At 62.7% G+C, this 19,118-nt stretch carries 24 protein-coding genes; 7 read left to right on the forward strand and 17 right to left on the reverse strand.

Annotated elements, in window-relative coordinates:
* Positions 1 to 26 precede the first annotated feature (26 nt).
* The 15 genes from BM269_RS25300 to rsmB form a co-directional block, all read right to left on the reverse strand.
* Entirely contained in the window at positions 27 to 812 is a 786-nt protein-coding gene (locus tag BM269_RS25300) for a class II glutamine amidotransferase (protein WP_090444002.1), read from the reverse strand.
* A gap of 9 nt (positions 813 to 821) precedes the next feature.
* Entirely contained in the window at positions 822 to 1,235 is a 414-nt protein-coding gene (locus BM269_RS25305; RefSeq protein WP_090444005.1) for a hypothetical protein, read from the reverse strand.
* Entirely contained in the window at positions 1,220 to 1,360 is a 141-nt protein-coding gene (locus BM269_RS29550; protein WP_170860484.1) for a hypothetical protein, read from the reverse strand. Before BM269_RS29550 ends, BM269_RS25305 begins: the two co-directional genes overlap by 16 nt.
* Positions 1,351 to 1,734 carry a VOC family protein gene (locus BM269_RS25310; RefSeq protein WP_090444008.1) on the reverse strand — a complete coding sequence of 128 codons (384 nt, stop codon included), beginning with the start codon at positions 1,732 to 1,734 and terminating at the stop codon, positions 1,351 to 1,353. Before BM269_RS25310 ends, BM269_RS29550 begins: the two co-directional genes overlap by 10 nt.
* Positions 1,735 to 1,757: 23 nt before the next feature.
* Positions 1,758 to 2,435 (reverse strand): glutathione S-transferase family protein, encoded by a 678-nt coding sequence (locus BM269_RS25315; protein ID WP_229204797.1) that lies wholly within the window; start codon positions 2,433 to 2,435, stop codon positions 1,758 to 1,760.
* Complete coding sequence (locus tag BM269_RS25320) at positions 2,416 to 2,925, reverse strand: YegJ family protein (protein WP_090444011.1); 510 nt, start codon at positions 2,923 to 2,925, stop codon at positions 2,416 to 2,418. Before BM269_RS25320 ends, BM269_RS25315 begins: the two co-directional genes overlap by 20 nt.
* A gap of 9 nt (positions 2,926 to 2,934) precedes the next feature.
* Positions 2,935 to 3,324, reverse strand: coding sequence for a VOC family protein (locus tag BM269_RS25325; protein WP_090444014.1), 390 nt, complete (start codon positions 3,322 to 3,324; stop codon positions 2,935 to 2,937).
* A 24-nt stretch (positions 3,325 to 3,348) separates the two neighbouring features.
* Positions 3,349 to 3,603 (reverse strand): hypothetical protein, encoded by a 255-nt coding sequence (locus BM269_RS25330; protein WP_090444017.1) that lies wholly within the window; start codon positions 3,601 to 3,603, stop codon positions 3,349 to 3,351.
* A gap of 7 nt (positions 3,604 to 3,610) precedes the next feature.
* A complete protein-coding gene (locus BM269_RS25335) occupies positions 3,611 to 4,270 on the reverse strand; it encodes an SMI1/KNR4 family protein (RefSeq protein ID WP_090444020.1) in 660 nt (219 codons plus the stop codon).
* A gap of 214 nt (positions 4,271 to 4,484) precedes the next feature.
* Positions 4,485 to 4,742: a BTH_I0359 family protein gene (locus tag BM269_RS25340; RefSeq protein ID WP_055928525.1), complete on the reverse strand. Its 258-nt coding sequence runs from the start codon at positions 4,740 to 4,742 to the stop codon at positions 4,485 to 4,487.
* Positions 4,743 to 4,796: 54 nt separating this feature from the next.
* Entirely contained in the window at positions 4,797 to 5,165 is a 369-nt protein-coding gene (locus BM269_RS25345; protein WP_090444023.1) for a GTPase, read from the reverse strand.
* A complete protein-coding gene (locus BM269_RS25350; RefSeq protein ID WP_090444025.1) occupies positions 5,162 to 5,875 on the reverse strand; it encodes a response regulator in 714 nt (237 codons plus the stop codon). The genes BM269_RS25345 and BM269_RS25350 overlap by 4 nt, the downstream gene beginning before the upstream one ends.
* Positions 5,876 to 5,975: 100 nt before the next feature.
* A complete protein-coding gene (locus BM269_RS25355; protein WP_090444027.1) occupies positions 5,976 to 8,261 on the reverse strand; it encodes a sensor histidine kinase in 2,286 nt (761 codons plus the stop codon).
* A complete protein-coding gene (locus BM269_RS25360) occupies positions 8,262 to 8,795 on the reverse strand; it encodes a DUF4390 domain-containing protein (RefSeq protein WP_307154661.1) in 534 nt (177 codons plus the stop codon).
* 64 nt (positions 8,796 to 8,859) lie between these two features.
* On the reverse strand, positions 8,860 to 10,209 hold the full coding sequence (gene rsmB / locus BM269_RS25365) for a 16S rRNA (cytosine(967)-C(5))-methyltransferase RsmB (RefSeq protein ID WP_090444152.1): 1,350 nt from the start codon (positions 10,207 to 10,209) through the stop codon (positions 8,860 to 8,862).
* A gap of 602 nt (positions 10,210 to 10,811) precedes the next feature.
* Between rsmB and argS the strand changes: the two genes are divergently transcribed.
* Genes argS through BM269_RS25400 form a run of 7 tightly spaced genes read left to right on the forward strand, consistent with a single transcriptional unit; the run spans position 10,812 to position 17,020 of the window.
* On the forward strand, positions 10,812 to 12,521 hold the full coding sequence (argS, locus tag BM269_RS25370; protein ID WP_090444033.1) for an arginine--tRNA ligase: 1,710 nt from the start codon (positions 10,812 to 10,814) through the stop codon (positions 12,519 to 12,521).
* Positions 12,522 to 12,528: 7 nt separating this feature from the next.
* Positions 12,529 to 13,233, forward strand: coding sequence for an SPOR domain-containing protein (locus BM269_RS25375; RefSeq protein ID WP_090444036.1), 705 nt, complete (start codon positions 12,529 to 12,531; stop codon positions 13,231 to 13,233).
* A gap of 14 nt (positions 13,234 to 13,247) precedes the next feature.
* Positions 13,248 to 13,916, forward strand: a complete 669-nt coding sequence (locus BM269_RS25380; protein WP_090444039.1) for a thiol:disulfide interchange protein DsbA/DsbL — start codon at positions 13,248 to 13,250, stop codon at positions 13,914 to 13,916.
* Positions 13,917 to 13,920: 4 nt separating this feature from the next.
* Positions 13,921 to 14,694: an SDR family oxidoreductase gene (locus tag BM269_RS25385; protein WP_090444042.1), complete on the forward strand. Its 774-nt coding sequence runs from the start codon at positions 13,921 to 13,923 to the stop codon at positions 14,692 to 14,694.
* On the forward strand, positions 14,691 to 15,518 hold the full coding sequence (locus tag BM269_RS25390) for a biotin--[acetyl-CoA-carboxylase] ligase (RefSeq protein ID WP_090444045.1): 828 nt from the start codon (positions 14,691 to 14,693) through the stop codon (positions 15,516 to 15,518). The genes BM269_RS25385 and BM269_RS25390 overlap by 4 nt, the downstream gene beginning before the upstream one ends.
* Positions 15,515 to 16,306 (forward strand): type III pantothenate kinase, encoded by a 792-nt coding sequence (locus BM269_RS25395; protein ID WP_090444048.1) that lies wholly within the window; start codon positions 15,515 to 15,517, stop codon positions 16,304 to 16,306. Before BM269_RS25390 ends, BM269_RS25395 begins: the two co-directional genes overlap by 4 nt.
* A 15-nt stretch (positions 16,307 to 16,321) precedes the next feature.
* Positions 16,322 to 17,020 (forward strand): SPOR domain-containing protein, encoded by a 699-nt coding sequence (locus BM269_RS25400; protein WP_090444051.1) that lies wholly within the window; start codon positions 16,322 to 16,324, stop codon positions 17,018 to 17,020.
* Here the strand turns inward: BM269_RS25400 and BM269_RS25405 are convergent.
* Positions 17,007 to 17,999, reverse strand: coding sequence for a septal ring lytic transglycosylase RlpA family protein (locus BM269_RS25405; RefSeq protein WP_090444054.1), 993 nt, complete (start codon positions 17,997 to 17,999; stop codon positions 17,007 to 17,009). The two genes, BM269_RS25400 and BM269_RS25405, sit on opposite strands and share 14 nt — an antisense overlap.
* Complete coding sequence (rodA, locus tag BM269_RS25410) at positions 17,996 to 19,111, reverse strand: rod shape-determining protein RodA (protein WP_090444057.1); 1,116 nt, start codon at positions 19,109 to 19,111, stop codon at positions 17,996 to 17,998. Before rodA ends, BM269_RS25405 begins: the two co-directional genes overlap by 4 nt.
* Between the last annotated feature and the right edge of the window lie 7 nt (positions 19,112 to 19,118).

Here is a 19,118-nt window from a genome sequence, read left to right on the forward strand (position 1 = left end):
TTGGCATCAAATTCTGCCGGTGTCTGTTAAATTTTCTCGAAGTCCCGCTTTTGCGGCAGGCCATCCACAAAGCATTTCATCTCGCCCGGCAGGAAGGCCGTCCATTGCTCATTAGTAGTTAATGGCTGCGTGACGATCACTGCCACCCGATCATTGGGCGTGGTGACCTGCGAGAAGTCCACGCTCACGTCCTCGTCGGACAGCTTGGCCTTGTCGAACGGGTACTGGCGCACGATGTAATGCAAATGGGTCGAGCAATGCGCGAACATCGTGCGGCCGTCGGAGAGCATCATGTTGAAGGTGCCATGCGCGGCAATACTGCGCACCGTCTTCTCGATCTGGGCACGCAACATCGGCAGCGGCGGGCACGTATCGCCGAAACGCTCGCTCAACTCCTGCATGATCAGGCAGAAGGCCTGTTCGCTGTCAGTGGTGCCGACCGGGCGGAACGGCCCGTGCAGCACCGGCGCAAATTCCTTCAGGTCGCCGTTGTGTGCGAACACCCAGTAACGGCCCCATAGCTCGCGCACGAAGGGATGGCAGTTCTCCAGCATGACCTCGCCCTGCGTGGCCTTGCGGATATGCGCGATCACGTTCTTAGACTTGATCGGATAGTTCTTGATCAACTCCGCAATCGGCGAATGGACCGCGGCCTGGTGGTCGACAAAATGGCGTACGCCGGCGCCTTCGAAAAAGGCGATGCCCCAGCCGTCATGATGGGTATCGGTCTGCCCGCCGCGCAGGGCAAAGCCGGTGAAACTGAACACAATGTCGGTCGGGACATTGCAATTCATTGCAAGTAATTGGCACATCCCTCAACTTTAACATGCAGGCGCCGGGCGCTTGGCCGCATAGTAGGCCGATACAACAAGAATCGCGCCAATCCAGAGATAGCCGCCGGCGCTCAATCCGAGGGATATGTTTGCAATATCGGGGCCGCAGCCAGGCCCGCCCGCCAAACCCGCAATTGCCAGGAACGACGCTGCCCCAGGCAGCAACAGGTTGCGAGTGTTGGTCCCGCGCACCAGGCGATAGGTCATGATGAAGTAAAGAATATTTGCGAACCAGGCAGGCTGCAAACCGATGACCGCAATCCAGCCCATAAGGAGGACCTGAAATCCCAGCATGCTGTTGGACCGACAAAGGAATGCAGGCATCAGCAGACTTGACGCATAGGCGCTAACTGAAACGACAACAATAAGATATCGGCTCGGATTGATCAGCGCGCGCTCCATCGCCCCTTCTCCAATAAAACGCAGGCATCCTCCGCCAGCCTGCCATCAGCCATGGCGCCCATTGGCGCCAGCAGGATCGGATGCTCGATCCCGAGCTTTTCCTTAAGCCTTGTCTTCAGTCCCATGCACTCACCATCACGTAATAGCCATCCGGATCCCGCAACGCGAATTCCCTGGTACCGGTGCCTGGATTGACGCTTACCTCTTCCTCAAGTTTCGCCACCATGCCGCGCGCCCTGGACAGCGCCTCCTCGAAATCGTCGACTCGGAAGAAAAGCAGCAAACCATTTCCGGGCTGCGCGTTGCCGGGGCTTGCCAGCGTGGGATGATCGTGCGATCCCCACTGGTGAAGACAGAGCAGGACCGTGCCATCCTGATCCAGGAGCTGTCCAAAGAATTCATGGGCTGGCGCGGTCTGGGGCTGTCCAAACAAGGCCTGGTACCAGTTGAACCTATGGGCGACGTCGGCGACGCCAATGATTGTCCACGTGCGTTTCATAGTTCCTCCTGACGCGTGTTCGCCTAGCCTGACGGAAAACGCCGGTCCCAAAGCCCTATCAAACGAGGGTCCTCGTCAACACGCTTGATCACTGGCGTCATGTTTGGAGCCTCCTGATAGAAGCGCTCACGCCAGGGACCGAAGCGCGAGATCACGGCCACGTAGAGATCGAGCACGCTTAAGGTATCTCCCAGCAGGTACCCCGAAGGACTGAGTTGCGCCTCCATGACACGCCAACAAAAGGCGATGCGCTCATGAACAGAGTTTACTATCTCGTCCCTGGCGCTTTGCGGCGCGCCAATCCTGCTTACGTCCGGCTTGATCCAGTGTAGCGAATAGATTGCTGATGAGACGAAGAACATCCAGCGCAGGAACTGCGCTCGCAATGGATCGTTCGAGCCCGGGGCCAAGTTGGCATCCGGATGAGCATCGGCCAGCCAGAGCAGGATGGCTGCGCATTCGGTGACGATTTCGCCGCTCGGCAGCACCAGTGTCAGCACTTGCCTCATCGCGTTTTGCCCTCCAACACGCATGCGCGCAGCTTCGGACGACCAGGTTTCGCCCTCGATCAACTGGAACGGCGTGCCAAGCAGGGTGACGGCTGCTTCAACCGCGACAGAGCCGGAAGCAGCTGCGCCATACAAAACGATTTCCGGTTCGCGGGCCATCTCGCCGTGAAAGTCAGTCGCAATCCAGGCCAAAGCGCTCCCTGAACTTGCTGGCTTCTTCAGGAGCCTCCTTTGTCAGGAGCGCACAGGCTGTGAAATTGCCGAACATCTTGCGTTTCGATGCATCAATATAAGTCCAGTCAACGATCAGGTTCTTCGAGAAATCAAAGCGCTGTCCATTCTTGAATTTCTTCACCATCCTTGGCTCATTTGCCAGCGTGCCTACGAACTTCTCACCGTGCCGCTCAAAGTCCCTCACCCAGAAGTACTCGGTATTTTTCCCATCAGTCACGCCGACCTTCACAGAGTAATCCGAAGTTCCTTTAGCTGGAGCAGCTGCCATGCGCAGGAAATTGTCCAGGGTCGAGCGGGCCTTGCCGAACGCTCTTTCCATCGCAGGATCTGCAGTGGCCATCATCGAGATCTCATCACGTTCCGCTTGCTTGATTGGTGTTTGTGCGCCGGCAGCGGGGATCGCAAGCACCGCAAAAAGCAGCGCCAATAGGGTGAATCGTTTTGTCATTCTTCAGTTTTAGTTTTCGAGGTTGGCAAAATTAAGTTCAACACCGTTCCCGGCGGGGTCCGTGAGAAATATTTGAAGCTGCTGCGTGGCTGGCACAACGGCCACCCGGTAGTTGATTCCGCGCGATGAGAGCTTGCCTTCATACGCAACACGATCAGTGCAACGAAAGGCCGCATGGTCAAACGTCCCCTCAGGCTGGGCCGGCCGGTTTTCATCTGGAGCGGCTTCGGATAGATGGAGCAGCGCATGTTCGCCGGCATAAAGCCAGTACCCAAAGCTGCGGAACGGCGGCCGATGGCCGACCGTCAGTCCGACCACTTCGCAGTAGAAATCACGCAGTTCATCGAGTAACGCCCGCGGCGCACGCAGGTTGTAATGGCTGAATCCAATAATCGGCATAAATTGGCTCGTCCTGATGGCCGCTCACCGAATCATCCGGCCGGCTACGTGATAGACCCCACAATATGTAGCGATCGAATCCTCATACACCATCACGCTGTTTGGATCAATTTCAAATGAGGCATAAACCAGGCTCCAATCGATGGGGCGCTTGAATTGCGTATGGAACCCTTCCTTGCTACAGGACCAGCGCGTTCCGTCAATTTCATTTCCGCTCTTCAAAAGCAAATCAATGAGGGCATCAAACGACTCCTGCGTGTGATCCAGCTTGCTCTTCATCGGGTCCTCAGGTAAGCGTACGTACTGCATTCAGGCTGGTGTCGAGCCAATTGCGATACCAGTCAGCGAACGTCATCGGCGAGCCGTTTGCGTTTCTCAAGGGAGCGATGCCTTGGTAGTCTGCCCGCATATCACGCCACACGGTACCTGCCAGCTCGCCTGTGACCACCAGCCAGTTCCTGAGTGCGCAGCCTTCATGGCAGATTGGGATTGCGCCGTTCATAGTCGAGGGATTCCAATATTGCACATCCAGCTTGTCATACCAAACATCCCACAGCGCTTCTTCTTCCAATTCCGACAGGCCTTCTTCGGGATCCGGCTCGCCGGCCCAAAACGCGGGTGGGAGATTCCACGCCTCGACATGCTGGAATGGCAGGCTGAGATCTCCGATAAGGTCACCCTCCGGCCAAGGAATGAAATCGTAGCCCTCGTCGTGCTCGCCGAGCACGAACAAACCGTAGAATGGACCGGCGCCCCCGTTGCCCACCGTCGTGACAAACGATCGATAGACCTCAGGAAGCGTAAAGCGATACTGCTCTTCCACCTGACGGACTTCGTCTGGCGAAAGAACAGGACCGAGCTCATAAGCATGCGTCCTGGCGCCAAAATTCAATAAATCCTTGTCAGCCGCCTTTAGTTCGTCAAGCTTTTCAATGATCGTTCTCATACTTTTTCTTCTGGGGGTGGCCAGGCTTTGCCGCAAATCAGGAGTCGCGGCGAAAACAGCATCGGGGTAAGTGGCCGAGGTAATTGCCGCTTTGGCAAAACACCACTATGCCACCGAAATGGCCTATGAACAATCGCGAAGGAAAAGCGGGCAGCGCCGGCATGGCTGCCCATGTTGGAGCAAGGGAGCGCTCCACGGAAGGATGCGAAGAACCTTAATGCAGCAGCACTGGTTGACTCATCAGTGCTTCATAGTTGCCCAGAAAATCATCGATCTCCTCGATGGTGGGCTCGCTGGCAATCAACTCGTTAACGTCGCGGCGGAAGTTCTGCGCCATGACCCCGGCAATGAAGATTTCGCGCTTGCCGCCTTTGTCGACAATCTCATAACCGCCGAAGCGCAAGGCTTCCAGGCTGCGGTCCGCGCCAAATTCGACAACACTGTATTGCTCGCTGTTGTAAATGAGGTTCATATGGCTTCCTTCACGTTTCGTTTCCAAACCGAGATGGGGCTGTGCTAGCCATTTTCAAGCGTTCAGTACTGGCTCCAGGCGCAGCAGGGCGTCGTAAGGGGCCGTGACAAGCATGGCGCGCAGGCTATCCACGTGTGTGGCATCGGCCAGGCTGATAAAGAGCTGCGCCGGGGGACGGCGCAAGAGTCGATTCAATGTAACACGCAAGACAAGATTACCGGCGCAGCATAGGCAGCCGGGGGCGATGCGGTGTACCTGCGGCTGCCATACCGTCGGGTCACTTTCATCATACACCAATGGAGAATTAGCGTCGGCCAAACCTTCCAGGATGATGGCCGTTGGTGCGCCAGGCAACAAAACGGCCGCAATCGCGCGCTCGCGCGTTGCGGCCGTCGGGCCTGTTACCAGGGTCGTCGGAATCAAGCCTGGTTCTTTTTAGACAGCTTGCCGGGTTCGACGCCCAGTTGCTTCAGCTTGCGGTACAGGTGGGTACGTTCCAAGCCGGTCTTCTCGGCCACGCGGGTCATGCTGCCGCCTTCGCGGCCCAGGTGGTGTTCGAAGTACATGCGTTCGAAGGCGTCGCGTGCTTCGCGCAGCGGCAAGTCGAACGACAGGTTGAAGATCGGATTGTCGCCATTGACCGCACGCGCCATGCCCAGGTTGTGGGTCACCGGCTGTTGCGTCACCTGCACCTGGCCGAAACTGGTTTCCTCGACCGGCGCCGGCATCACCGGACGGGATGCCATCACCGGTGCTCGCACGGCTTCCTGCGCCCGGCTCAGGCCAGCCTGCACGGCCTTGAGCAGCTTTTGCATCGCAATCGGCTTTTCCAGGAAGTTCATGGCGCCGATGCGCGTCGCCTCCACCGCGGTATCAATGGTCGCGTGACCCGACATCATGATGACCGGCATGGTCAGCAAGCCATCGCGCTGCCACTCCTTCAGCAGCGTCACGCCGTCCGTGTCCGGCATCCAGATGTCGAGCAAGACCAGGTCGGGCGCGCCGGCCGCGCGGGCCTGGCGCGCCTGCTGGGCGTTCTCCGCCAGCGTGACCGCGTGACCTTCGTCGCCCAGGATTTCCGAGAGCAGCTCCCGAATGCCCATTTCATCATCAACTACGAGAATGTTTGCCATGTATCCCTTGCCCCTTCCCTCATTTTTATCGCTCTCTACGCAGGCATTCTATACCTGTCGGCGCGACAATGATTTTATTAGTCCAACAATATTATGCCAACTACACCGACGCCAACTTTAACAGCAAAATCAGCACCGACGCTCCACTACTATCGTCACGGTTCTGGATATCGATCCGGCCGCCGTGTTCCTCGATAATCTTTTTCACCATTGCCAGGCCCAGGCCCGTCCCCTTTGCCTTCGATGTTACGTACGGCTCGAACGCGTTGGCCAGGATTCTCGGTGCGAAACCGGGGCCATTGTCCGAGATTGAGAGGCGCACTGCAATACGTGTGCCGCCATCCGCACTTTGATAGATGATGCCCTCGGTGACCACGTCGATGCGCGGCTCGGCGTCGGCAGGCGGATGCTCCTGCAGCGCGTCCTGCGCATTTTGCAGCAAGTTGTGGATCACCTGGCGCAATTGTGTGTCGTCGCCCAGGATCATGGGCAGGGCGGGCGCCAGGTTGGCGTGGATGATGTCGTCGCCCTCGCCGCTCACGTACAGGTGCAGGATGTCCTCGACCAGGGTGTTCAGGTCGAGCGGCTGCAGCACGGCAGGCGGGGTACGGGCGTAATCGCGGAAGTCGTCGACCATGCGTTTCATGGCCGAGACTTGGTTGACGATGGTGGTGGAGGCCTTGTTGAGCAGTTCCACATCGGGGCCGGCCAGCTTCGATTCAAGCTTCATTTGCAGGCGTTCGGCTGACAGCTGGATAGGCGTCAGCGGGTTCTTGATTTCATGGGCCAGGCGGCGCGCCACTTCGCCCCAGGCGATCGAGCGCTGGGCCGAAATCACGTCGGTGATATCGTCGAACACGACGATATAGCCGGTGCCGGTTTCCAGCGGCAGGCGCGAGCCGCGCGTCAGCAGGATCTGTTCATGGTCCTCAGGACTGCCGGGCTGGCGCGGGATCTCGATCTGGCGCTGCCAGTGCAGTCGCGCCACGTTGCGCCCGGCGGCCGTTTGCGCGCTCTGGGCCGAGAAGGCGCTGATGATGGCGGCGGCAAATTCCTGCATGCCTTCCACTTCCGACAGCGGTTGGCCGATCAGGGTCACGCCGGCATGCTGCAGGATGCGCTCGACCGAATCGTTGCAGGTGACCAGGCGGAATTCCGAATCCAGCACCATCACCCCTGCCGACATGTTTGCCAGCACCGATTCCAGGTGGGCCTTGGCGTTCTGCAGCGCTATTCGATTGCGTTCCACCGCGCTGCGCGCTTCGGACAACTGGCGCGTCATGGTGTTGAAGGACTGGGTCAGCGTGCCCAGTTCGTCGGAACTGGCCACGATCGGGCGCGGCGACAGGTCGCCCTCGGCCACGGCGCGCGTGCCCTCAGCCAGCAGCAGCAGCGGCTGCGCCAGGTCGTTCGCGATCAGGAAGGCGGCGGCAATGGCGCCGAACACCGCCAGCAGCAGCGTCAGCGTCAGCGTCTCGGTATACATCTTGCGCAAGCCCTGGCGGGCCACGAAGCGCTCTTTGTATTCGGAAAAGGCGGTACGCAGCATTTCGCCGTTGCTGGCCAGTTTCTGCGGTACCGCCTGGATGATCTGCAAGTAGCGTGGTGCCAGGTGGGCACCTGACGGCTGCACCGGGTCGGGAATGGCCATCAGCACCCGCAGGCGCAGCACGCTGTTGGCATCCAGCGGCGCAGGTTGCGGCGCGCCGATGCGGTCGTCGCGCAGCTCACCGCCGCCTTCATAGGCTGCATACGATGGTTCATCCTTGGCCTTGTTCAGCATGACCGCGCTCGGCAGGTCGGCCGACAGGTTGATGCGGCGCTCGCCCATGGCGGACACAATCAGGCCGCCGTCGGCATCAACGATGATGGCGCTCTGGGTACCGGGGTGACGGCGCACGAAACGCGCCAGGGTGGCCGGGGCGGAATAGAACGGGTCTTCGGCCAGTTGGCGCACGGTGCCGCGCGCCTGCGCCTCCAGCTCGGCCAGCGATTCGTCCAGTGCGGTGCGGCCCAGGTCCAGGCCCGCGTCCAGCGCTTCTTCCACACGCACATTGAACCAGGAATCGATGGAATGCGACACGAACTGCACCGATACCAGGAAGATCACCAGCCCTGGCAACACGCCGATGGCAGCAAACAGCACCACCAGCCTGGTCATCAGGCGCGAGCCGAATTTGCCGCTCTTGTAGCGCGAGTAGAGGCGGAACAGTGATACGCCGACCAGCAGCACCAGCGCCACCGCGACGGAGGCGTTCAGGCCCAGCAGCCAGCCATAATAGCGGTCGAAGAAGCCGGAGTTGTCGGAGGCCGATGCGAGCAGGAACAACAATATGCTGCAGATCGCTCCCGCGACGACAAACAAATACCTGAGGGCAGACTTCACTTACTCAGCCCTGTACTGGAAGGTTTTCTTGGCGGACGAGAGTCGCCACTCGCTGTTGTTGAAGGCGTTAACCTGGATCGGTTTGGGCAGGTAATCCTTGTCCATGCCCATGCGCAGGGTCACGTTATACGTTTCGCCCACCTTCAGGGCGCCGCGCGGTGCCACTACCCAGCGGGTCGGCCGGCGGATGAAAAACAGGGCTTCGTCCAGCGACTGGAAAGGCTGGGCGACGGAGCCGATGATCTTGACGTGGTACTGGCGCGTCAGCACGTCGTACCACAGCTTGTGGGTGCGCTTGGCGGTGACGGCTTTTTCGTCGAACCAGTACCAGCGCGGACGGGTGAAGCTGATTTCGGTGGTGAAGTGCAGCGATACGCCCGATTGCACGGCGTCTTCCAGGCCGTGGCTCAACTCAAAGGCGTAGTCGGCACGCAGGCGATACCCTTCTTCCGCCGCCTCGATATAGGCGCGCGTGATCTCCACCGACTCGTCGGAGGCGTGGGCGGCGTGCGGCAACGCACACGCAAGCGTCAACAGCAACTGCCAGCATAGGAGTCGAAGAAATCTTTGGATCACTTGCCTGGTGCTCGTCAAAGGGTTACGCATCTTTCTGGAACAATGCGTAGAACAAACCATCGTGATCCTGCTCGGCGCCGCCCAGGGGCAGCAATTGGCCCGGCGCATCGAGGCGGGTGGCGCGGTTGCGCACCGCGAAAGCGGCCGCCTGCGCCTCGGACTCCTGCGGCCACAACGAACATGTCACGAACAGCAATTTACCATTGGGGGCGAGCATTTTCCAAAGGTTGTCGAGAATTTGCGACGAAAGTGTTGCAAGTTGGCGGGTGTCGCTCTTGCGGCGCAACCAGCGGATATCGGGGTGGCGGCGCACGATGCCGGAGGCGGTGCAAGGCACATCGGCCAGGATGCGGTCGAACTGCTGGCCGTCCCACCAAGCGTCGGTTTCAGCCTCCGCCGGCTGCAGGTTCGCTTGCAATTGCAGGCGGTCGAGGTTCTCCTGCACGCGCTGCAGACGCTTCGGATCCGCGTCCAATGCTGTCAAATTGACATCGACCAGTTCGAGGATGTGGCAAGTCTTGCCGCCGGGGGCGGCGCAGGCGTCCAGCACACGCATGCCGGGTTGTACGTCCAACAACGGTGCGGCCAACTGGGCGCCGGCGTCCTGCACCGACACGTCGCCATCGTCGAAGCCTGGGATCTGGTGTACCGGCACCGGCTTGGCCAGGCGCACGGCGAAGTCGCCGACCTGGGCGGCTTCGATGCCGTCAGCGGCCAGGCGCGCCAGGTAGTCAGCCAGCGAGCTGCGGCGGGTGTTCACGCGCAGCGTCAGCGGCGGCGCCTTGTTACCGGCGGCCAGCACTTGTTCCCAGTCCTTCGGATAAGCGGTGATGACGGAGTCGATCCACCATTGCGGGTAGTTGTATTTGGCTTCCGGCTGCTGCATGGCGTCGTCCAGCAGCTCTTCTTTCTCGCGCAGGAAGCGGCGCAGCAGGGCGTTGACCATGTTTTTTGCGCGCGCTGTGTCCGGGTGGGAGCCGGCTGCGGTGACGGCCTGGTCGACCACCGTGAAGGCTTCGTATGGAGCTGGGCTGCCGTCAGCCGGGTGCATCAGCGGCAGGGCGACGGCAAGCAGGGCCTGGACCATCGGGTCCGGGGCTTTCGGCGCCATCAGGCCGATCAGGATTTCGCTCAGGGCCAGCTGGCGCATGGCGCGGTAGGCGATGTCCTGGATTGCACCGCGGGCTTGCGGGGTGGCGTTGCCGCTTGCGAATACCGCTGCCAGCGCCTGCGGCAGCGCGGTGCCTTGCTGAACCTGCACTGCCGACGTTGCGGCGCCCAGGATCGCGAAGGCCAGTGAATCCTGCTTCAGTTCGGACTGGAAGTCGGTCTGTACGCGCGGTTTCAGGTCGCGGTGGTGGCTCTCGCGCATGGCTGGCTTGGCTGGGGCGCGCGGCGCGGGCGCGTCCGCAGCACGGGCTGCGGGCTTGCGGGCCGCCCACGGCGAGCCGGAAGCGGCACCCTCTCCGCCCGCCGCACGTTCGAAGCCGCGCTGCTTGCCCTCAGCGCGAGAATCGTTGCGGAATTCGGCGCCTTCGCTTCGGCCGAAACCGCGCTGGCCGCCCTGGCCACGTCCTTCGCCGCGGTTTTCGCGATCCGGACGCGGTCCGCTGGTGCGTGGGGCGGATTCAGCGCGAGGTTGGCCGGCCGGGCGCGGGCCGGCGGCGCGAGGCCGGTCCGATCCCGCGGAGCGCTGTCCGCCATCCCCTTGCGCACGAGGCGCCTTGGCCGCCGGCGCAGCCGGTTTAGCCTTTGGTTTGAGGGATAAGGTTGGGCGCTCTTTCTTAGTCATTGCAATCCTGTCATCGCGCCCGCCAGCCGGCGGCACAGCCGTGCAGCCGTATTCGTCGCGGTAAATCTGTGAAAACCAAGATTGTACCCGGGTTAAGCGCCCAAACCTCCGGTTTCCCCCTGATTTACCCGTTCTTGCAAACAAGTATAATGTTCCTCTTTCAGACGTTCCCGGCTATTCACATGCTCGCCCAACAAAAGCAAGAGATCATTTCCCTGTTCCAGGCCGCCCTCGCGCCGATCCTGGAAGGTTCCGACGTTAAAGCCAACGTGGTGCTGGAGCGCCCGCGCGACGCATCGCACGGCGACGTCGCCTGCAATATCGCCATGCAGTTGGCCAAGCAGCTCAAGATGAACCCGCGCGAACTGGCGCAAAAGATCGTCGCCGCGCTGCAGGAGTCCCCTGCCGGCAAGGCCCTGGTGGCTTCCGCCGAAATCGCCGGCCCGGGCTTCATCAACCTGCGCGTCACCGACGCCGCCAAGCAGTCGGTGGTCAAAGCGGTGCTGCAGCAAGGCGCAAGCTTCGGCCAGAGCGAGTCCCTGGCCGGCAAGAACGTCATCATCGAATTCGTTTCCGCCAACCCGACCGGCCCGCTGCACGTGGGCCATGGCCGCCAGGCGGCCCTGGGCGACGCCCTGTCCTCGCTGTTCGAGGCGCAAGGCGCCAAGGTCACCCGCGAGTTCTATTACAACGACGCCGGCGTCCAGATCCAGACCCTGGCCAATTCGGTCCAGTGCCGCGCCAAAGGCTTCAAGCCGGGCGACGCGGAATGGCCTGAATCGGCCTACAACGGCGACTACATCGCCGACATCGCCGCCGACTTCCTGGCCAGGAAGACCGTTTCCGCCTCCGACGGCCAGCCGGTGACCGGCTCAGGCGACGTGGAAGACATCGAAAACATCCGCGCCTTCGCGGTCACCTACCTGCGTAACGAGCAGGACATCGACCTGCAAGCCTTCGGCGTGAAGTTCGACAACTACTACCTGGAATCCTCGCTGTACTCCGACGGCAAGGTGGAAAAGGCCGTGCAAGCGCTGGTCGCCAACGGCCATACCTACGAAGACGGCGGCGCGCTGTGGCTGCGCACCACCGACTACGGTGACGACAAGGACCGCGTCATGCGCAAGACCGACGGCGGCTACACCTACTTCGTGCCGGACGTGGCCTACCACATCGTCAAGTTCCAGCGCGGTTTCACCCAGGCCATCAACATCCAGGGTTCCGACCACCACGGCACCATCGCCCGCGTGCGCGCCGGCCTGCAAGCGGTCGGCCTGGGCGTACCGCAAGGCTTCCCGGACTACGTGCTGCACAAGATGGTCACCGTGATGAAGGACGGCGCCGAGGTGAAGATCTCCAAGCGTGCCGGCTCCTACGTGACCGTGCGCGACCTGATCGAATGGTCCGGCGGCGGCGACATCACCAAGGGCCGCGACGCCGTGCGCTTCTTCCTGATCTCGCGTAAAGCCGATACCGAGTTCGTGTTCGACGTCGACGTCGCGCTGAAGACTTCCGACGAAAACCCGGTCTACTACGTGCAGTATGCCCACGCCCGTATCTGCCGCATGCTGGCAAACTGGGGCGGCGACGAAGCCTCCGTGGCCAACGTCGACCTGTCGCCGCTGACAGCGCCGACCGAAGCTACCCTGCTGGCCGCCCTGGCCCAATACCCTGAGGTACTGGCCCGCGCCCAGTCCGAACTTGGTCCGCACCAGGTAGCCTTCTACCTGCGCGACCTGGCTGCCGCCCTGCACTCGTTCTACTTCGCCGAAAAGGTGCTGGTGGAAGACGAAGCAACCAAGCTGGCCCGCGTGGCCTTGATGGTTGCCACCCGCCAGGTGCTGCGCAACGGCCTGGCACTGATCGGCGTTTCCGCTCCTAACCAAATGTAAGGTCCACATGGCTTTTCGCTCCCTTCGCTTTTCTCCGCGTCAGCAACAAGGCAACACCTTGGTTGGCTTCATCATCGGGCTGGTTATCGGCCTGGTCATCGCCGTCGTCGTGGCACTGAGTATCACCAAAGGCCAGTCGCCGTTTACCGACAAGGTGCCGAAAAACGGCAAGCCGACCGATGAAGCATCGGGCCAGATCGCCGATCCGAACAAGCCGATGTACGGCAACAAGGAGGCCGTGAAAAAGGCGAACAGCGATTTCGAGCGCGAAACCGCGAAGAAAGCGCCGGCCGACGAATTGCAGAAGGTAGTGGACACCATCCAGGCCCAGGGCCAGGCTGCGGCCAAGGCGCCTGCCGCCCCGGCCCCTGCGCCGACGCCGGCAGCCACCTCGCCTGGCGCGCCGCCGCCGGTCAACAGCGCAGCGCCGCCGGCGCAGGCGGCCGCGCCGGCACCTGCCCTGCCAGGCGAAGACAAGTTCGTGTACTACCTGCAGGCAGGCGCCTTCCGCGAGGTGGGCGATGCCGAGAACACCCGCGCCAAGCTGGCCCTGCTCGGCTTCGAGGCCACGGTTTCCGACCGCGCCACCGACGCCGGCGTGCTGCACCGTGTGCGCATGGGCCCTTTCACCCAGGTGGAAGCGATGAACAAGGTACGTGCCAAGCTGTCTGAAAACGGCATCGATGTTGCCGTCGTCCGCAATCAAAAATAAGGGAAGTGTGAGCGATGAAACTGTTTAAGCAGATCCTGGCCACGGTACTGTGCAGCGTAGCGTTTGGCGCCGTTGCGTCCCCGGCGGCGCCGGTTGCCGGCACCGATTACGTCGTGCTGCCCGAACCGCAAACGGTCGATACCGGCAAGAAGGTCGAAGTCATCGAGTTCTTCGCCTACTACTGCCCTCACTGCAACGCGCTGGAACCGGCCATGGCGGCCTGGGTCAAGAAACAGGGCGACAACGTGGCATTCAAGCGTATTCACGTGAGCCGCGGCCCGACCGTGCTGCCGCAGCAGAAACTGTACTTCGCGCTGGAAGCCATGGGACTGGTGGAGCAATATCATGCGAAGGTCTTCAATGCCATGCATGAACAGGGCAATTCGCTGCGCAACGACACTGCGGTGATCGACTGGGCCGCCAGCAACGGCATCGACAAGACCAAATTCACCGAAGCCTATAACAGCTTCGGCGTGGCCGCCAAACTGCGCCGCACCGAACGCATGATGGGCGACTATCGCGTCGACTACTGGCCGATGCTGGTGGTCGATGGCAAGTACATGACCTCCCCTGCCGAGGCAAACAAGAACGTCAAGCCGGTGCCTAACGAGACCCAGCAGCACGCCAATGCGCTGACCGTGCTGGACTTCCTCGTGTCCAAGGCCAAGGCGGAGAAGAAGTAAGGCTTTGAAGCGCGTTTTCATTACCGGCGCCTCCAGCGGCATCGGGGCGGCACTGGCGGCGCATTACGCCGCGCAAGGCTGCACCCTCGGCCTGCTGGGCCGCCGCGCAAGCGCGCTGCAGGCGCTTGCCGCCACCCTGCCCAACCCGGAGCGCCACCGCTGCTATGCGGCCGACGTAACCGACCACGCGGCGCTGCGCAGCGCCGCCGACGCTTTCCTCGCCCATGCCGGCGGCTGCGATATCGTCATCGCCAGCGCGGGCATCTCGCACGGCACCATCACCGAACTGGCGGAAGACCTGCCGGTTTTCGAATCCATTCTCGCCACCAACGTCACGTCCACCGTGGCCACCTTTGCGCCTTTCGTGGCCGCCATGCGCGCGCAGGGGACGCCGGCGCGCCTGGTCGGCATTGCCAGCGTTGCCGGCGTGCGTGGCTTGCCGGGCGGCGGCGCCTACAGCGCCTCCAAGGCTGCTGTGCGGATCTACTGCGAATCGCTGCGGGTTGAGTTGCGCGGCAGCGGGATCAAGGTGGTCACCATTGCGCCGGGATATATCGATACGCCGATGACGCAGCAGAACAAGTATCCGATGCCGTTCCTGATGCAGCCTGCCGATTTTGCGGCGGCCGCGGCGCGCAGCATCGAACGGGGCGACAGCTACCGTGTCATCCCGTTCGGGGCGGGCATGATTGCGCGCCTGCTGCGCGCGCTGCCGAACTGGCTGTACGACAGGGCTTTCGCCAAGGCGCCGCACAAGGCGCGCAAGGGCACAATATGAATGCCATGCCTCTCACCGCCGCGGCGATCCGGGCCCTGGTTGCCGACAGCGCATCGCACGTCGCCATTGAAGTGGTCGACGAAACCGGCTCCACCAACGCCGACCTGCTGGCGCGCGTGCCCACCGCGGGGCAGCGGGCACCGGTCGCATTGTGCGGTCCCGTATTGCGCGCTCCCGTATTGCGCGTGGCCGAGCGGCAGACCGCAGGCCGTGGCCGCGCCGGCCGCAGCTGGCTTTCCGCGCCTGGCGCATCGCTGACCTTTTCCGTCGCCTGGCCATTCCGTGCGCCGCTGCATCGCATGGTTGGCCTGCCGCTGGCTGTCGGCGTGGCGCTGGCCGAAACCGTGAACGGCCTGGGTGTGCCGGTCCAGCTCAAGTGGCCGAACGATATGCTGAAGGACGGCGCCAAGCTGGCCGGCATCCTGGTCGAAACCCAGGCCGCGCCGGACGGCACCATCTGGGCAGTCATCGGTTGCGGCATGAACCTGCTGATGCCGGACGAAATGGAAGCGGCCATCGGCCGCGAAGTATCCTCTGCCCCGTGGCTGGCGCAGATGGACCGCAATGCCTTGCTGGCGCAACTGCTGAGCCGCCTGTGCGCGGTGCTGGCGGAATTCGACGATACCGGCTTCGCCGCCTTCACCGAGCGCTGGAATGCGTTGCAGGCGTGGCGCGGGCAGCCGGTGCGCTTGCTCGACCAGGGCGCAGTCCAGCAGGAAGGCTTGGCCGCCGGAGTGGACCAGCAGGGCCGGTTGCTGCTCGACACGCCCTCCGGCCGCGTGGCCGTGCTGTCGGGCGATGTGTCGCTGAGGCTAGCGCCATGAGCTACGAGCTGCTGATCGACGCCGGCAATACCCGCATCAAGTGGGCGCTCGCCGCGCCCGCCGCCGCTCTCGGCGACTGGCTCGCGCAAGGTGCGCACATGCACGCCGACGCCGCCGGCTTCCCGGCCGCCTTGGCCGCCGCCCTGGCCTCTCCCCTGGCCGCAGCAAGCGCCGGCACCGCGCCGGCCATCGGCCGGGTGCTGATCGCCAACGTCGCCGGCCAATCCGTTCGCGACATGCTGGCAGGCTGGCTGGCCGCGCCGCAGCTGCGCATCCAGCCGCAAGCCATCGAATGGTTCGCCTCCATCGCGCAGCGCGCCGGGGTGCGCAACGCCTACCGCAATCCGGCGCAACTGGGATGCGACCGTTTCGCCGCAGCCATCGGCGCGCATGCGCTGTGCCCGGGCAAAGCCATCGTGGTGGCCAACTGCGGCACCGCCACCACCATCGACGCGATCACTGCCGACGGCACTTTCCTGGGCGGCATGATCCTGCCGGGACTGGGCCTGATGGCCACCTCACTGGCCAAAAACACCGCCCAGCTGCCCCAGGTCCAACCGGGCAAGCTGCCGGAAGGTTTCGCCGACAACACCGACGACGCCATCCTGACCGGCTGCCTGGCCGCGCAAGCCGGTGCGATCGAGCGCGCTTTTGAGCTGCATCAGGCCGTAGAATGTATTATTTCCGGCGGCGCCGCGCCGTATGTCGCGCCCGCGGTCCCCGTGCCGCACCGCCATGTCGAGAACATTGTGATGATAGGACTGCACGCTGCCCTGCGCAGCGCCTGACCGTATGGAGTACCCGTGCTGAAACTGATTTTCGCCCTGCTGCTGGTCGCCAATGCCGCGCTGTTTGCGTACGGCGAAGGCTACCTCGGCCAATTCAGCGGCAACGAGCACGAGCCTGCGCGCTTGCAGCGGCAGCAGAACGTCGACAAGCTGCAGTTGATCAGCGCCGGCAAGGCCGAAAGCGCCGTCGCGGCGCTCTCCCCGCCGCCGCCGCCGCCGGTGCCGCGCGACGAGCCGGCAACCACCGCCTGCCTGGAAGTGGGCAATTTCGCGCTGGACGAGGCCCGCAAATTTGAAAACCGCCTGGCGTCCTTGGAACTGGGCGACCGCCAGCAGCGCCGCAACGTGGCGGAGCAGGAAGTCTCCAGCTACATCGTGCATATTCCGCCGCAGGCCAGCCGCGCCGCCGCCGAAAAGAAGGCCGACGAGCTGCGCGAGCTCGGTGTCACCAACTTCTTCATCCTGAACGACAGCTCGCCGCTGAAATGGGGGATCTCGCTGGGCGTGTTCCGTACCGAAGCGGCCGCGCAGGCGCAATTGGCGGCGTTGGTCAAGCAAGGCGTGCAGAGTGCCCGCGTGGCACCGCGCTACGCCAGCAGCAAGCAGGTGTATTTCCAGTTCCGCGACATCAGCGAAGACGCCAAAGCGCGCATCGAAAAGATCGCCGCCAAGTTCCAGGAACAGGAATCCCGCTCCTGCTCTAGCGCTCGATAACGATCGGCTTCAGTTTCAGGCTCGAAGGCAGCGCTTTGCCGGCTGCCAGCGCTTCTTCACGGCTCGCGTAAGGGCCGGCAAACAGGCGATAGAATTTTCCTGCCTGCTCCATATCCAGTTTCAGCCCGGCGTCGCTGGCCGTCAACCGCTTGCGCAAGCCATCGGCGCCGTCTTCGCGCGCGTAGGAACCCAGTTGCAGGTAGAAGCCCGGCGCGCCTGCGCCGCCCAGCAGTACCGGCTTGGCCTCGTCGCCGCTGGAAGATGCCAGCATCGGCGCCGCCTTCGGCATGCTCTGCGGCGCCACGGCAGTTGTCTCCGGCGCGCTGCCGCCCTCTTTGCGCGCTGCGATCATGCGCTCGATTTCAGCCGGCGCCAGGTGCACCACCTCGAGCTGGCTGCTGCCGCTGACCAGCAGGCCCAGCTTCAGCGCCGCCGTATACGAAACGTCGATGATGCGGGTGGAATGGAACGGCCCCCGGTCATTGATGCGTACCACGACCGATTTGCCGTTGGCGATATTGGTCACCCGCGCATAAGACGGAATCGGCAGCGTCGGGTGCGCCGCCGTCATCTTGTACATATCGTAGATCTCGCCGGACGAGGTACGCTGGCCATGGAATTTCTTGCCATACCAGGTGCCAGGGCCGCGCTGCTTGAAGTCCGAACCGAGCGGGATCGGCTTGTAGGTCTTGCCGAATACGACATAAGGACGGTTGGAGTACGGCGCGAGGGGATCGTTGCGCACATCCGCGTCCGGCGTATCCAGCAGGCCTGCGGGCGGGTTCGCGCCGGGGCCGTCGTCCTGGTAGTAGGCGCCGCGCCCGGAGCCGGCCGCCGGCAGCACCGGAATGCTGGTCGGTGGCTTGGCCGTCACCGGCGACGGCGGCTTGCGCGATGCGGAGTCGGTCTGCGTGGTACCGCAAGCGGCCAGCAGGGCGGCGGCCGCAAGCGGCAACAGTCGGATTGCGTGCTTCTTCAAGTTTGCACCAGCTTTCTATGTCGCTGGATAGACATCAGGATGCCCGATGCCAATCCAAGTGTCAGCAGCGCAGTGCCGCCGTAGCTTATGAACGGCAGCGGCACGCCCACTACCGGAAGGATGCCGCTCACCATGCCCATGTTGACGAAGGCATAGGTGAAGAAAATCATCGTGATCGCACCTGCCAGCAGGCGCGTGAACAGGTTCGGGGCGCCCGATGCGATCATCAGGCCGCGGCCGATCAGCAGCAGGTAGAGGAACATCAGGACCAGGTTGCCGACCAGGCCAAATTCCTCCGAATAGACGGCAAAGATGAAGTCGGTGGTGCGCTCGGGGATGAATTCCAGGTGGGCCTGGGTGCCCTGGGTCCAGCCTTTGCCGGTCACCCCGCCGGAGCCGATCGCAATGGTCGACTGCAGGATGTGGAAGCCTTTGCCCAGCGGGTCGGACGTCGGGTCGATCAGCGTCATGATCCGCTCGCGCTGGTAGTCGTGCATCATCGACCAGGCAACCGGCAGGCAGGCCGCGCCCATCACCACCAGGGCCAGAATGGCTTTCCACGCCAGGCCGGCCAGGAAGATGACGCAGGCGCCAGCCGCCACCACCAGCAACGCCGTGCCCAGGTCGGGCTGGCGCGCGATCAGGAACACCGGCACCAGCAGCAGTACCGCGCCCAGGATATAGGCGTGCCAGCGCATATGTCCATGACGCTGCTGGAAGTACCAGGCCAGCATCAGCGGCACCGCGATCTTGGCGAATTCGGAAGGCTGGATCTGCGCAAAGCCCAGGTTCAGCCAGCGCCGCGCACCGAGCTTGATGGTGCCGAACAATGCCACCGCAAGCAGCAGCGACACCGTCATCACATAGGCCGGCAGCGCAATGCGCATCATGTTCTGCGGCGAGATGTTCGCCACGAACCACATCACCAGGAAGGACATGGTGATGTTGCGCAACTGGTCTTCGATCTTGCCGGGAATGCCGATGCTGGCCGAATACAGTGCGACCAGGCTGGTGGCCAGCAACAGCACGATAATCAACATCAGCGGGCCATCGAATACCGTCACATAAGGGCGCATGCGCCGCCACAGTGAACGTCTTTCATTGATCGGCATGCTGCCT

It is taken from the genome of Duganella sp. CF458 (assembly GCF_900113115.1).
GTDB lineage: Bacteria > Pseudomonadota > Gammaproteobacteria > Burkholderiales > Burkholderiaceae_D > Rugamonas.

What these genes read in the sequence shown, in the direction of transcription:
- BM269_RS25305 (WP_090444005.1), bottom strand. Translation starts at nt 1,235, where the DNA reads ATGGAGCGCGCGCTGATCAATCCGAGCCGATATCTTATTGTTGTCGTT.
- argS (WP_090444033.1), top strand. Translation starts at nt 10,812, where the DNA reads ATGCTCGCCCAACAAAAGCAAGAGATCATTTCCCTGTTCCAGGCCGCC.
- BM269_RS25380 (WP_090444039.1), top strand. Translation starts at nt 13,248, where the DNA reads ATGAAACTGTTTAAGCAGATCCTGGCCACGGTACTGTGCAGCGTAGCG.
- rodA (WP_090444057.1), bottom strand. Translation starts at nt 19,111, where the DNA reads ATGCCGATCAATGAAAGACGTTCACTGTGGCGGCGCATGCGCCCTTAT.
- BM269_RS25310 (WP_090444008.1), bottom strand. Translation starts at nt 1,734, where the DNA reads ATGAAACGCACGTGGACAATCATTGGCGTCGCCGACGTCGCCCATAGG.
- BM269_RS25340 (WP_055928525.1), bottom strand. Translation starts at nt 4,742, where the DNA reads ATGAACCTCATTTACAACAGCGAGCAATACAGTGTTGTCGAATTTGGC.
- BM269_RS25335 (WP_090444020.1), bottom strand. Translation starts at nt 4,270, where the DNA reads ATGAGAACGATCATTGAAAAGCTTGACGAACTAAAGGCGGCTGACAAG.
- BM269_RS29550 (WP_170860484.1), bottom strand. Translation starts at nt 1,360, where the DNA reads ATGGGACTGAAGACAAGGCTTAAGGAAAAGCTCGGGATCGAGCATCCG.
- BM269_RS25350 (WP_090444025.1), bottom strand. Translation starts at nt 5,875, where the DNA reads ATGGCAAACATTCTCGTAGTTGATGATGAAATGGGCATTCGGGAGCTG.
- BM269_RS25395 (WP_090444048.1), top strand. Translation starts at nt 15,515, where the DNA reads ATGAGCTACGAGCTGCTGATCGACGCCGGCAATACCCGCATCAAGTGG.
- BM269_RS25300 (WP_090444002.1), bottom strand. Translation starts at nt 812, where the DNA reads ATGTGCCAATTACTTGCAATGAATTGCAATGTCCCGACCGACATTGTG.
- rsmB (WP_090444152.1), bottom strand. Translation starts at nt 10,209, where the DNA reads ATGCGCGAGAGCCACCACCGCGACCTGAAACCGCGCGTACAGACCGAC.
- BM269_RS25320 (WP_090444011.1), bottom strand. Translation starts at nt 2,925, where the DNA reads ATGACAAAACGATTCACCCTATTGGCGCTGCTTTTTGCGGTGCTTGCG.
- BM269_RS25325 (WP_090444014.1), bottom strand. Translation starts at nt 3,324, where the DNA reads ATGCCGATTATTGGATTCAGCCATTACAACCTGCGTGCGCCGCGGGCG.
- BM269_RS25330 (WP_090444017.1), bottom strand. Translation starts at nt 3,603, where the DNA reads ATGAAGAGCAAGCTGGATCACACGCAGGAGTCGTTTGATGCCCTCATT.
- BM269_RS25375 (WP_090444036.1), top strand. Translation starts at nt 12,529, where the DNA reads ATGGCTTTTCGCTCCCTTCGCTTTTCTCCGCGTCAGCAACAAGGCAAC.
- BM269_RS25390 (WP_090444045.1), top strand. Translation starts at nt 14,691, where the DNA reads ATGAATGCCATGCCTCTCACCGCCGCGGCGATCCGGGCCCTGGTTGCC.